This window comes from Streptomyces sp. NPDC002206, from assembly GCF_053593595.1.
This window is the reverse complement of the sequence record NZ_JBSFCW010000014.1, coordinates 1-13,191: the sequence shown is the minus strand read 5'-3', so window position 1 is coordinate 13,191 and position 13,191 is coordinate 1. Positions and strand designations below refer to the sequence as shown.

Sequence of the window (13,191 nt, the reverse complement as noted above, 5' to 3'; positions counted from 1 at the left end):
GAGGGAGATTGCCATGAGCGGCACGACGGCCTTGCCGACACCATCCGGTCCCTACCTGGACGAAGGGCTGCTGCCCGCCGACTTCTATGCCTACGAGGAACTGCTGTCGGACAGCGAGCGGGAGAAGGTCGAGTCCCTTCGCGCGTTCCTCCGCACGCAGGTCGCCCCGATCGTCGACGACTGCTGGGCCCGGGCCGAGTTCCCCTTCCAGCTGGTCGAGGGCTTCGGGAAACTGGGCACGATGGACTGGGCCGACCCGGACTCCCCGGAATCCAGGCCGAGCAACCTCCTCGCGGGCTTCATCGCGCTGGAGCTGGCGCATGTCGACGCGTCCATGGCGACGTTCGCCGGCGTGCACACGGGTCTGGCCATGGGCACCATCCTCACCTGCGGTTCCGACGAACAGAAGCGTCGGTGGCTGCCGGCGATGAGCCGTTTCGAGAAGATCGGCGCCTTCGGGTTGACCGAGCCGCACGGCGGCTCCGACGTGGCCGGCGGCCTGCGGACGACCGCGCGCCGCGACGGCGACGTATGGATCCTTGACGGCGCGAAGCGGTGGATCGGAAACGCGACGTTCGCCGACCTGGTCGTCATCTGGGCCCGCGATGTCGAGACGCAGCACGTGCTGGGCTTCGTCGTGGAGAAGGACACCCCCGGGTTCACCGCGACGAAGATCGAGAACAAGATGGCGCTGCGGATCGTGCAGAACGCCGACATCGTGCTCGAAGGCTGCCGCGTGCCGGAGGCCAACCGGCTGCAGAACGCGAACTCGTTCAAGGACACCGCCAAGATCCTGCGCCAGACGCGCAGCGGCGTGGCGTGGCAGGCCGTGGGAGTGATGTTCGGCGCCTACGAGATCGCCCTGCAGTACACGAAGGAGCGCGAGCAGTTCGGGCGCCCGATCGGGGGCTTCCAGCTCGTACAGGACCTGCTGGTCAAGATGCTCGGCAATGCCACGGCCTCGTGCGGGATGATGGCGCGCCTGGCCCAGCTGCAGGACGCCGGGGTGTACCGGGACGAGCAATCCGCCCTGGCGAAGGCCTACTGCACCGTGCGGATGCGCGAGAACGTGGGGTGGGCGCGGGAACTGCTGGCCGGCAACGGCATCCTCCTCGACTACAAGATCGGCCGCTTCGTCGCCGACGCCGAGGCCATCTACTCGTACGAGGGCACGCGGGAGATCCAGACCCTCATCGTCGGACGTGCCGTGACCGGCGGCCTGAGCGCCTTCGTGAGGTGACGAAGATGACCACCGAATCCGTCTTCACCGGCCTGAAGGTCCTCGACGCGTCGAGCTTCATCGCAGGACCGGCCGCGGCCACCGTGCTCTCCGACTTCGGAGCGGACGTCATCAAGATCGAGCCGCCGGGGACGGGCGATCCCCAGCGGCGGCTGAGCTCCGTGCCGCCCAGTCCCCGGGCGCAGGCCAACTACAGCTGGCACCTCGCCAACCGCAACAAGCGCGGCATGGTGATCGACCTGAAGTCACCGGCGGCCACCACGGTCCTCAAGCGCCTCGTCGAGTGGGCCGACGTGGTGATCACCAACTTCCCGCACGGCACACGCGAGAAGCTGCACCTTGGCTACGAGGAGGTCGCGGGCTGGAATCCGCAGGTCGTCTACGCCGACATCACCGGCTTCGGGGACACCGGCCCGGACGCCGGACAGCCGGGCTTCGACCTGACCGCCGCCTGGTCGCGCAGCGGACTGCTGGCCTCCACCCGGGACGCGGGAGCCCCGCCGACAGTGCCCGTCTGGGGCAGTGGCGACTACATGTCGGCGATCGCGATCTACGCGGCGATCGTGACCGCCCTGTACCGCCGTGAGCGTACGGGGCAAGGGGCCAGTGTCGGGACGTCGCTGCTGGCTGCGGGCGTCTGGGCCACGGGAACGCTCGTGGCCGGCGCGCTCGCCGGCGGCACTCCGTTCGAGCTGCACGACCGGAAGGCGCCGGCGAACCCGCTGATCAACCCCTACCGGACCGCGGACGGCGAGTGGTTCATGCTGGTCGCCTCACCTCCGCACTGGCCGGGGCTGACGCGGGCCATCGGGCACCCCGAGCTGCTCGAGGACCCCCGTTTCGCGGACGTCGAGGGCTTCGTCAAGAACTCCACCGCGCTGAGCGAGCTGCTCGACGCCGAGTTCCGCACGCAGCCCTTCGCCCACTGGAAGGACGCCCTGGGCCGGGAACGCGTCACCTACAGCCTCATTCAGACGCCGGAGCAGGCCGCGCAGGACCCGCAGCTGCGCGCGAACGACATCGTGGTGCCGCTGGAAGGAGTCAGCGGGCTGGAGGAAACCATCAGCAGTCCGGTCAACCTCCGAGGGGTGCCGAAGGTGCCGGCGAAGCGAGCACCCGATCTGGGCGAGCACAACGACGAGATCCTCGTCGAGCTGGGATTCGGTCCCGCCGAGATCGCCGAGCTGCGCGCCCAGGGAACGATCCCCGGCACGACGGAAGGCGAGGCGTCGCAATGAGCACGGCGTCCGAAGCGTCCGACATGGTGCTCCACGAGCGCCGCGACGGCGTGCTGACCATCACCATCAACCGCCCGGCGCAGAAGAACGCCGTGGACCACGAGGTCGCGGTACGGCTCGCCGCGGCTTTGGATCTGCTCGACGCGGACCCGGAGCTGTCGGTGGGCGTACTCACGGGCGCGGGCGGGGTGTTCAGCGCGGGCATGGACCTGAAGGCGTTCGCCAAGGGTGAGTTGCCCCTGCTGCCGGGCCGGGGACTGGGCGGGCTCACCCGCGCGGTGGTGCGCAAGCCGTTGATCGCCGCGGTCGAGGGCTGGGCGCTCGGCGGCGGCTTCGAGCTGGTGCTCGCCTGCGACCTGATCGTCGCCGCGAAGGACGCCCGGTTCGGGTTTCCCGAGGTCACGCGTGGTCTCGTGGCAGCAGAGGGCGGACTGGTCAGGCTGCCGCGCCGCCTTCCGTACCACGTAGCCGCGCGCGTACTGCTCACGGGCGAACCGCTGACCGCAGCCGAAGGCAAGGAGTTCGGCCTCGTCGATGAGCTGACCCCACCCGGCGCCGCGCTGGACGCGGCCCGCGAGCTGGCGGGGCGTGTCGCGCGAAACGCGCCGCTGGCGCTGGCGGCCGTCAAGGAAGTCCTGCGTGAAACACAGGGCCTGAACGAGAGTGACGCCTTCACACGCCAGGACGAGCTCACGAGCGGGCTGTTCTCCAGCGAGGACGCGCAGGAGGGCGCACGGGCGTTCGCCGAGAAGCGCGCCCCTGTCTGGCACGGCCGCTGATGCATTGGCCGGATACCAGCCGCCTACCTCCCCCACAGCCCGTGTCCCAATCCAAGGAGCAGTGACCAGCCATGAACGCGCACAGACCCGTCCACCGCGTGGCAATCGTCGGCACGGGCACCATCGGTGCGAGCTGGGCGACGCACTATCTCGTCCGAGGCTTCGACGTGACGGCGACCGACCCCTCCCCCACCGCGGAGGCAGCCCTGCGTGCGTACGTGGACACGGCATGGGACGCGGCGGCCTCGATCGGGCTCGCACCCGAAGCCTCGCCCGATCGCCTGAGCTTCACCGCGGACCTGCGTCAGGCCGTCGCGGACGCCGATTTCGTACAGGAAAACGCGCCGGAGCGCCCGGAGCTCAAGGTCCGGCTGTTCGCCGACATCGACGACGCCACGCCGCCGGACGCGATCATCGCGTCGAGTTCGTCGGGCATCACGATGAGCGTCATCCAGGCCGAGTGCCGGCGTCCGCAGCGGACCGTCATCGGTCATCCCTTCAACCCCCCGCACATCGTCCCGCTGGTCGAGGTCGTCGGCGGCACGAAGACCGCCCCGGAGACGATCCGCGACGCCATGTCGTTCTACGCCGCGATCGGCAAGAAGCCGATCCACCTCAAGAAGGAGCTTCCCGGGCACGTCGCCAACCGTATCCAGGCCGCGCTGTACCGCGAGGTCGTCCACCTGGTGCAGGAGGGAGTGCTCGACGTGGCGGACTCCGACGACGCCGTGTCCTGGGGACCGGGGCTCAGATGGGGCGTCATGGGCCCCCATCTGCTGTGGCATCTCGGCGGAGGAGAGGGCGGCATCGAGCACTTCATGGACACCCTCATGCCTCGGATGGTGGCGTCCTGGCAGGAACTGGGCACGCCCGAGTTCACGCCCGAGCTCAAGGAGAAGATCGTGGGCGGCGTCCTGGAAGAGGCGGACGGCCACTCGGTCGATGAACTGGCCGCTCGGCGCGACGCGATGCTCTCGGCCCTGCTGGCCGTGCGCGCCCAGTACGACCCGTCCGGCCCGCCGAGCGCCGCAGCCGGTCACCCGGCGAAGGAGGGACCGTGACGGGGGGCCGGGAGAAACTGTTCGTGCTCGAGGCCAGCAGTGGCGGTCGGCTGTTCTCCGTGAACCCCGACGGTTCCGACAAGAAGGTCGTCGTCACCGGGTGCAGGATTCCCGACGGGGTCGCCGCCGATGTCGTGGCGGGGCACATCTACTGGACGAACATGGGCCTTCCACCGGAGAACGACGGCTCGATCGAACGCGTGGACCTGGACGGAGGCAACCGGACGACGATCGTCCCCAGCGGCGTCACGCACACGCCCAAGCAACTCCACTTCGAGGCCGCCGGCCGGAAGCTGTACTGGGGTGATCGTGAGGGCATGCGCGTGATGCGCTGCGACCTCGACGGCTCGAACGTCGAAACCCTCGTGCAGACGGGACAGGGAGAGGACGACCGTCGCGACGAGACCAGATGGTGCGTGGGAGTCGCCGTCGACCCTGTGGGCGGACACCTCTACTGGACGCAGAAGGGCCCGAGTGACGCGGGGCTCGGGAAGATCCTGCGGGCCGGAGTCGACCTGCCCGCCGGGGAGAGAGCGGCCGAACGCGGCGACATCGAGGTGCTGTTCGACGGGTTGCCGGAGCCGATCGACCTCGAGCTCGACCTCGCGGAGCGCACGCTGTACTGGACGGATCGCGGGGACCCGCCGCGGGGCAACAGCGTGAACCGCTCGCCGATGGACCCGCCGGACGGGCGGCGGGCACCCGAGATCCTGTTGACCCACCTGATGGAAGGGATCGGCCTCGCCCTCGATCCGGACGACGGCCGCATGTACGTGACCGACCTGGCCGGGAACGTCTACGCGGCCGATCTCGACGGATCGAACCGGAGGGAGATCCTCGTCCTGCAGGGCAACCTCACCGGCATCACCCGTGCCGTCCTGCCGACCGGAACGAGGGTCTGACTTGATCCTTGACCCGTGCATCGCCGGGCCTCACCCTCGGCGTGCGCGCCCTTCGCGGTGACGAGCGTCAGCGCCGCCGCCCCCGCCGCCACAGCTACGCCCGTTGTCCTGCGCATACGTGTTTGTCCCTCTCCCCGGCCCCGAGGTCGTGCGCGGAGCGCATACCAGGGCCCCGGGAGCGCCTGCGGTAAGACGCCTCGTGAAATCCCCGCCCATGTCGTGGTCCGGGTGAGCCGGCCGCACAGCCTGAGCACTGCCGTCGTCGAGCAGCAGGCCCGCACGACGCCAACTGCCCGCCCGATCACAGACAGTTCGCCGTGACAGGCAGCGGCCGGAAAGACGCGGCTGCACACCTGGCGGGGGCCGTCCCCCAACAGTTCGTGTGCCCGCTGCTCCCTCAGGGCGTGCACCCGGTACGGCAGCAGCAGCGACGACCGTAGGTGGAGCGTCACTCAACGCCGCGCGAGCCCCGAGCCGGGCAGACCGGCCGGGCAGATACTCTCGATCGACGGGATAGGCGGGGACCCCGTGACAGGAGGTGTGCGAGCGAATGCGGACACCTGGCCACATCCGGCTCGGGCGGCCACTTGCGTGGTTGCGTACCCATGATCCGGAGTTGGCTGCGACCCGCCGGGCCGCACGCACTGCGCTGGTGATGCCCGCGCTGTTCGCATTCTGCAGCCAGGTGCTCCACTCGCCGACGATGGCGACCTTCGCAGCCTTCGGCTCGTTCTCGATGCTGCTGCTGGTGGAGTTCACCGGCCCGATGGTGCAGCGGCTGCGCGCGCACTTGGGGCTCGCGTTGGCCTGGGCGGTGCTCATCTGCCTGAGCACGCTCGTGGCCCGCGCGACCTGGCTCGCGGTCACCATCACCGTCGTGGTCGGCTTCCTGGTGCTCTTCTCCGGCGTGGTCAGCTCCGTCCTCGCGGAAGCGACGACCGCTCTGCTGTTGGCCTTCGTCCTGCCGGTGACCTCGCCCGCACCACTGTCCCAGCTGCCCGACCGACTCGCTGGAGCGGGCCTTGCGGCGGCCGGCGCCATGCTCGCGATCTCCCTCTTGTGGCCCCGGCCCGCCACCGACCCGCTCGGTCCGCACGCCGCCCGTGTCTGCCGGACCGCCGCAGCACAACTACGCGCCGACGCCTACCGGCTGACCGGAGAGCCTGACGCACCGAGCACCCGGCAGTGCAAGGACACCGCCGATCAGGCCGTTGCAGCGGCATCCGACCTCCGTACTGCCTTCGACGCCACCCCCTATCGGCCCACCGGACTGTCCACCAGCTCCCGCGCCCTGGTCCGCCTGGTCGACGAACTCACCTGGCTGAGCACCATCGTGGCCGACAGCAGTCCCCCGGACAGCGGCCGCCCGACCTGCGATCCCGAGGCACACGCCGTTCGGCAGGGTGCCGCCGCGGTCCTGGACCAGGCGGCCGACCTGCTCGACGCACCGTACGGCGCACCCGACGCGCTCCGAACTGCCTCGGTCGACCTGCACGAGGCCATGACCGCCATGGAACGCAGCGCGACCACCCGGCTGCCAGTGCACCCGCCCGCGTCTGGCACGGAGTGGGAACCCCGCGCCTTCATCGAAACCCTGGACCTGTCATTCCGCGCCCAGGAACTGGGTTTCGCAACCCTCCAGATCGCAAACAACGTGGACCTGGCAGCGGCGGCCCAACGACGCAGCTGGCGGGATCGGCTGCTCGGCCGCGAGCCCGGCGCCCTGACTCGACCACTGGCCTCGGCCCGCGAGCGGGCAGCCGCCCATCTCCGGCCGAACTCGGTCTGGTTGCACAACAGCCTCCGGGGAGCGGTCGGCCTGGGCATCGCGGTTGCCCTGGCTGACCTGACGAGCGTTCAGCACTCGTTCTGGGTACTCCTGGGGACCCTCTCCGTGCTGCGCTCGAACGCGCTCAACACCGGGCAGAACGCGGTCCGCGCGTTGGGCGGCACGATCGCGGGTTCGCTCATCGGGGCCGGATTGCTGCATCTCATCGGCCACCACGGCACTCTGCTCTGGTTCCTGCTGCCGCTCGCCGTACTGATCGCCGGCATCGCCCCCTCAGCCATTTCCTTCGCCGCCGGCCAGGCGGCTTTCACCATCACGCTGGTGATCATGTTCAACATCGGCCAGAGCCCGGACTGGCACATCGCGCTGCTGCGGATCCAGGACATCGGCATCGGCTGCGCGGTAAGCGTCCTGGTGGGCCTGTTCTTCTGGCCGCGCGGCGCCTCCGCAGCCGTCAACCAGGCCCTCGCCGAGGCGTACACGGACAGCGCCCGGTATCTGGCCGGGGCGGTGGATTACGCGGTCAGCCGCTGCAGCTCCGGTCCTGCACCAGCCGACGCTCCGCTGCAGGAGAGACGCCAGGCTGCCGCCGCCGCCCGAAGACTCGACGACGCCTTCCGCAGCTATCTGGCCGAACGCGGTCCGAAACGTGTGCCGCTGGCGGACATGACCGCCCTGGTCACCGGCGTCGTCGGACTGCGCCTCGCCGCCGACGCCGTGCTCGGACTATGGCAGCGCGACAGCGAACAGCGCATTGAAGCGGACCGGGCCGAAGCCCGCCTCGTACTGCTGGACGCCGCCGGTCGAGTGTCCACCTGGTACCGCGACCTGGCGACCAGTCTCGGTCGGCACACCTCGCTCCCGGATCCGCTGCCATGCAATCCTGCCGCCGAGGCTCGCCTGGTCGACTCCCTCCGCCACGACCTGCGTGACGAGAGCGGGCTGGCCACAGCCACCGCTGTCCGCATCATCTGGACTGCCGACCACCTCAACGCCGCCCGCCGCCTCCAGCCGATCCTGACAGCTGCGGCGAGGCCGGGCGGCCCATCCTGACTCAGGACAGCCGCACTCCAACTGCCCTTCTGAGCAGGCCGTCCGCTCGCCGCAGTCATACGGTGCTCGCCCGGACAACCGCTCCCTCCCACATCCTCGATCAGGCATCCAGGGATGAGCGAGACACATCTCTGGCATTGTCCGGTAAGCACGGTCAGGGGTGCACCACTCCGGTGCAGGGACCGCAAGAGGGAGGGCCGGATGAGTGGCGTCGGTCGCGGACAGGTGCTGGTGGTGGACGACGATCCGGCGATCCGGCGTTCGCTGGAGCGGGGACTTCGGTTGGCCGGTTTCGCGGTAGCCCTTGCCGGGGGAGGGCGGCCTGCTCTGGCCCATGTGCGCCGGGAACCGACCGATGTGGTCGTCCTCGACATCTCCATGCCCGATCTCGACGGAATCCAGGTGTGCCGGGCCTTGCGCGAGGACGGCAACGACCTGCCCGTGCTGATGCTGTCGGCGCTGGACGAGACGGCGGACCGCATCGCCGGACTGCAGGCGGGTGGCGACGACTACCTGATCAAGCCGTTTTCGCTGCAGGAGCTGGTGCTGCGGCTGGATGCTCTGCTGCGCCGACGGCCGCCCAGGAACACGGACATGGTCCGCGTCGGCTGTCTTGTGCTGGAGCCGGCCTCCCGTGAAGCACGGTTGGACAGCGAGTTGCTGGCGCTGACCCGGCGGGAGTTCGAGCTGTTGGAGATCCTCGCGCGCAATGCGGGGATCGTACTCACCCGGGACCAGCTGCTGGAGCGCGTCTGGGGGTACGACGTCGAGGTGCGTACAGATGCCGTCGACACCTTCGTCAGCTATCTGCGGCGCAAGCTGGAGAGCGGCGGTCGGGCCCGGATCATCCATACCGTGCGGGGAGTCGGTTTCGTCCTGCGCCCGGACAACGGGGGTGGGAACGCGTGAAACTGGCCACGCGTATTGCGCTCGCCGTCGGCGCCACCGTGCCGGTGCTGGTGCTGGCCGCGGGATGGCTGCTGCTCCTGCTGGTCGCCCATGACCTGCATGCTGAGCAGGACGCGCATCTGCGAGAGCGCGCGAAGGTAGCTGCCGTGAACGCCCGCCAGCTGTTGCGGGTCACCGCCGCCGACCGTCCCGCAGCAGTTGAGCAAGCCCGCGAGCGGCAGTTGTACGCCTCCGGCCTGGATGTCGGCATCCGGCTGGCGGGACCGCACGGCACCGTCTCGGGCGGCCCGCAGCCCGACGCCTCCGTGCCCCTGCCGGCCCGTGCACGGACGCCGGTCACCGTCGAGGACGGGGCCAGGAGCTGGCGGGTGCTGTCGGTCCGCGTGCAGGGCTCGCGCCCCGGCGTCCGGGGCACACTCTGGCTGTTCTCCCCCGACACCGCGAGCGAGGACCAACTGGCTCTCGTACGCCGACGCGTGGTGACCGTGGCCCTGCTGGCAGCCGTCACGTCCGGTCTGATGGCGTTGGCTGTCGCCTCACGGGCCGGCCGCCCGCTGCGCCGACTGCAACAGCGCACCAGCGGCCTCGACCCGGGGGTGGATGCGGCGAGGCTCGACCACACACGGACCGGGGTCACCGAAGTCGACGACCTGGCCCGGACTCTGCAGACCGTGCTGGCCCGCTACGACGAACAGGCCGCGCGGACCACGGAGGCCCTGACCACCGCCCGGTCGTTCGCCGCCGCCGCGGCACATGAACTGCGCACCCCGCTGATGAGCATGCAGACGAACCTGGAGATCCTCGCCCAGCATCCCGACCTCGCATCGGCGGACCGGGACGAGGTCCTGGGAGATCTCCAGGCCGAGCACGCTCGGCTCCTGGGCCTGCTGGTGATGCTCAGGGAACTCGGACGGGGCGACCTGGTCGAGGCCGATGCCTTCGGCCCCGTGGACCTCACCGAAGTGATCGACGCCTCCGTCGCCGACGCCAGGCGCAGGTACCCCACGGCGGAGATCACTGTGCCGGTCATGCCGCGTCTGAGCGTGCACGCATGGGAGCCCGGGGTGCGAACCATCATCGACAACCTCCTGGGCAATGCCCTGCTCCACGGACGGAGCGGGGACGGACGGGCACGAGTGGAACTGGGTCTTCGAGCGGGCGGACACCCCACGGGGTCGACTGCCGTGCTGACCATCGACGACCGCGGCCCCGGCATCCCTCCGTCGCAGCGTGATGCTGTGTTCCATCGCTTCGAGCGCAGACCGGACAGCCCCGGCTCCGGACTCGGCCTGACCCTGGTCGCGCAACAGACCGCCCTGCACACAGGCCGCGTCCGGATCCAGGACTGCCCTGGCGGCCCGGGTACGCGGATCGAGGTCCGGCTCCCCGTGCGAGACAACAGAAAGAACGAGATCCCCTTGCCGGCCGAGCGGGACTGGCTGATCGCGACCGCCGGGCGCCCACAAGGTTTCCACAAAGATGGCTCCTAACTTCTCCGCATGCGCAGGCACATGGGCCTCGCGCCCGCTCCCTGAGGAGACACCGTCATGAGGACCACCAAGACCGCTGCCCTGGCTCTCACCGCCGTCAGCGCACTGCTCGCCGCCGCAGGCACGGCCTCGGCCGGCGGCGGAACGCCGGAACCGAAAACCACGCCGGCCGGAGACGGAGCGCAGGTGCTGTGCAAGCGGGTACCGAAGATCGAGAAGCGTCTTGAGCGAGCCCTGAACCGCCTCGGCGCGGACGCGACGCGACGCGGCTCAATCGCCCGGCTGGCGAAGCGGGTGGAGAACGCAAAGACAGCCGGTCACACCGAGATCGAGACCTACCTCAACGACAAGCTCACCTTCCGCCGCTCCCTCGTTCCCACCATCGAGAAGCGCCAGAAGGACCTGACCGCGGTCAAGACCTGGTGCAAGACCAACAACAACGGGAGCGAGAACTGATGGCCCGCCGCACCGCCACCGCTGTCGCGGCCGCCCTCCTGCTTCTCACCGCCGTCACCGGCTGCAGTCAGGGCAGTGACGGCAAGGGCAGCGGAACCGCCGACCGCCCCGTGACCACCGGCCCCGCAGAGGTCACTCGCATGAAACGTCTCGTGGATGCCGCCGAATCGGCCGCCGCCGCAGCGGATTCCGCAGCGGCAGAGGACGGCAAGGGCTGACGCAGCGCCGCCTTCCCCACGTGGCTGCCGGCCACCTCGGGGCGGAGATCGTCCGCCGGGACCGCACCGGCGCCCACCGAAACGGCTGGAAAGTCAACCCCCGTGAACCGCCACAGGAGTTCATTGAGGGTCCTGCGACCTTGCACGGGGTTCCCCAATTAGCTTGGGGCCATGCGATTCGCCTTCAAGACCTCGCCCCAGAACACCACTTGGGACGCCATGCTCGATGTCTGGCGGGCAGCCGACGACATCGAGGTCTTCGAGTCCGGTTGGACCTCCGACCACTTCCACCCGACCCACACCTCCTCCCCCGCCGACCCCCGCCTGGAGGGCTGGATCACGCTGACCGCACTTGCGCAGGCAACGCGACGGCTGCGGATGGGCACACTGGTCACCGGCATTCACTACCGGCATCCGGCGGTGCTGGCCAACATGACAGCCACGCTCGACCTCATCTCCGGCGGACGACTGGAGCTCGGCCTCGGTGCCGGCTGGAATGAGCAGGAGTCCGGCGCCTACGGCATCGAGCTGGGTACGCCCAGGCAGCGCAGCAACCGGTTCGAAGAGGCCTGCGAGGTGCTCATCGGGCTGCTGTCGCCGCAGGAAACCACCACGTTCAAGGGCAGTTACTACGAACTGACCGACGCGCGATGCAACCCCAAGCCGGTGCAGCAGCCGCACCCGCCGATATGCATCGGCGGCAGTGGGGAGAAACGCACACTCCGCACCGCGGCCCGATTCGCCCAGCACTGGAACTTCGACACCGGCACACCCGAACAATTCAGCCGGGCGCGGGACGTGCTGCACCAGCACTGCGCGGACATCGGTCGCGACCCGGCGGAGATCCTGCTGTCCGGCCAAGTGCAGTTCACAGGAGACCCGGCGGAGACGGCCGCAACAGCCGTGGCCCTCCACGCGGCAGGCGCGGAGCTCGCGATCGTCTACTTGCGGCCGCCGTACACACCGGCTGTGCTGGAGCCGGTGGCGCGCGCGTTGTCGGAGCTGTGCTGAGGCGGCTCAGCCTGCTGGTTCGTCGGCGCCGGAACGTCCGATGGGGAGGGCGCGCAGTCAAGTGACGAGAGGCGGTAACTGAGCGGTGCGCGACACGAGTGCGGGCGGTCGCACGATCTGAGCGTGGCCACGATGAACTCGCCATATTCGGGCGGGGCCGACCCAGCGGACCAGGGGACCCCGTTCAGCTCCCGGCCCGATCGAGAATCCCTTGTGCGGCGACGACCCGTGCACGACCTGCTCGACGGGCGTCCTCGAGCTGTGCCCGGTTCTCGGCGAGTTGTCCTTGTTGATATTCGGACTCCACCGCGAACCAGATCCCGGTGAGATTCACCGCTTCCTTGCAGTCAATGTCCGCCAAGGCCACAGCACGCTCCAGCCGGGTCTGTCCGGTACCAAAACGGGTATCTCCTGCCGCGTCGAGCGGATCGTTGTAGTCGTAACCACTCCGCTGCATGCAGGCCGACCATCCGGAAATCACTTTCCGCACCCGGGGGTCACGTTGTGACACATAGAAACTCTCGTCCATGAGACTGAGGGCAAGATTCTGGTTCCGACTGGGAGCCGCTCTTTTTGCTAGCGTCTCGCGGGCTTCTCCGCTGCATCCCTGGTCCGGCACCTTACGGCCGTTCACGGTGGCCGGTCCACGGCCGGAAAGAATTGCCGTCCGGAGATATTCGGGGATCTTCGCATGTGGTTCGGCGGTCCGTTTCGCGGGCTTGTCGCCCATTCCGTACCCGCTCACTGCGGCCAGTTTCCGGTCGGTTATCCCGTACCGGCGCTCGACACTGGTGCCGGGCTCCGCGCCGCCGTCCCGCTGCTCGGGCGCCAGGGTGAGGCCGTAGCGCGCCGCGCACTGCGCGACGAGGCGGCTCTCGGCCGCGTTGATGGCGCGCCCGTCGGCCAGGCCGACGGTGTAACGGGCCAGCGGCACCTCCATGCGAGCGGCTTCCACGGCCGTGGGGATACGGAGGGACTGCGCCGCGGGGTTTTCGAGATGCTTCCCGGACTGCCCCGCACCGGCCGAGCAACCTGCAAGGACGCA

General features: G+C 69.5%; 12 protein-coding genes. 11 read left to right on the top strand and 1 reads right to left on the bottom strand.

The window, feature by feature from the left end:
• Positions 1–13: 13 nt before the first annotated feature.
• From ACWCP8_RS24130 to ACWCP8_RS24080, 11 genes are all read left to right on the top strand, one after another.
• Positions 14–1,240: an acyl-CoA dehydrogenase family protein gene (locus ACWCP8_RS24130; RefSeq protein ID WP_352267137.1), complete on the top strand. Its 1,227-nt coding sequence runs from the start codon at positions 14–16 to the stop codon at positions 1,238–1,240.
• A gap of 5 nt (positions 1,241–1,245) precedes the next feature.
• On the top strand, positions 1,246–2,478 hold the full coding sequence (locus tag ACWCP8_RS24125) for a CaiB/BaiF CoA transferase family protein (RefSeq protein WP_451118042.1): 1,233 nt from the start codon (positions 1,246–1,248) through the stop codon (positions 2,476–2,478).
• A complete protein-coding gene (locus ACWCP8_RS24120; protein ID WP_352267140.1) occupies positions 2,475–3,257 on the top strand; it encodes a crotonase/enoyl-CoA hydratase family protein in 783 nt (260 codons plus the stop codon). Before ACWCP8_RS24125 ends, ACWCP8_RS24120 begins: the two co-directional genes overlap by 4 nt.
• 71 nt (positions 3,258–3,328) lie before the next feature.
• Positions 3,329–4,318: a 3-hydroxyacyl-CoA dehydrogenase NAD-binding domain-containing protein gene (locus ACWCP8_RS24115; protein WP_352267141.1), complete on the top strand. Its 990-nt coding sequence runs from the start codon at positions 3,329–3,331 to the stop codon at positions 4,316–4,318.
• Positions 4,315–5,220: a 3-hydroxyacyl-CoA dehydrogenase gene (locus tag ACWCP8_RS24110; protein ID WP_352267142.1), complete on the top strand. Its 906-nt coding sequence runs from the start codon at positions 4,315–4,317 to the stop codon at positions 5,218–5,220. Before ACWCP8_RS24115 ends, ACWCP8_RS24110 begins: the two co-directional genes overlap by 4 nt.
• Before the next feature lie 616 nt (positions 5,221–5,836).
• Positions 5,837–8,062 carry an FUSC family protein gene (locus tag ACWCP8_RS24105; RefSeq protein ID WP_451118039.1) on the top strand — a complete coding sequence of 742 codons (2,226 nt, stop codon included), beginning with the start codon at positions 5,837–5,839 and terminating at the stop codon, positions 8,060–8,062.
• A 201-nt stretch (positions 8,063–8,263) separates the two neighbouring features.
• Entirely contained in the window at positions 8,264–8,971 is a 708-nt protein-coding gene (locus ACWCP8_RS24100) for a response regulator transcription factor (RefSeq protein ID WP_451118037.1), read from the top strand.
• Positions 8,968–10,461, top strand: a complete 1,494-nt coding sequence (locus ACWCP8_RS24095; RefSeq protein WP_451118035.1) for a sensor histidine kinase — start codon at positions 8,968–8,970, stop codon at positions 10,459–10,461. The genes ACWCP8_RS24100 and ACWCP8_RS24095 overlap by 4 nt, the downstream gene beginning before the upstream one ends.
• Positions 10,462–10,518: 57 nt before the next feature.
• Entirely contained in the window at positions 10,519–10,917 is a 399-nt protein-coding gene (locus ACWCP8_RS24090) for a hypothetical protein (RefSeq protein WP_382838819.1), read from the top strand.
• Positions 10,917–11,135 carry a hypothetical protein gene (locus ACWCP8_RS24085; protein WP_352267147.1) on the top strand — a complete coding sequence of 73 codons (219 nt, stop codon included), beginning with the start codon at positions 10,917–10,919 and terminating at the stop codon, positions 11,133–11,135. Before ACWCP8_RS24090 ends, ACWCP8_RS24085 begins: the two co-directional genes overlap by 1 nt.
• A gap of 171 nt (positions 11,136–11,306) precedes the next feature.
• A complete protein-coding gene (locus tag ACWCP8_RS24080; protein ID WP_451118032.1) occupies positions 11,307–12,146 on the top strand; it encodes an LLM class F420-dependent oxidoreductase in 840 nt (279 codons plus the stop codon).
• 184 nt (positions 12,147–12,330) lie between these two features.
• Here the strand turns inward: ACWCP8_RS24080 and ACWCP8_RS24075 are convergent, their stop codons facing one another.
• Complete coding sequence (locus tag ACWCP8_RS24075) at positions 12,331–13,086, bottom strand: hypothetical protein (protein WP_451118030.1); 756 nt, start codon at positions 13,084–13,086, stop codon at positions 12,331–12,333.
• Positions 13,087–13,191 lie beyond the last annotated feature (105 nt).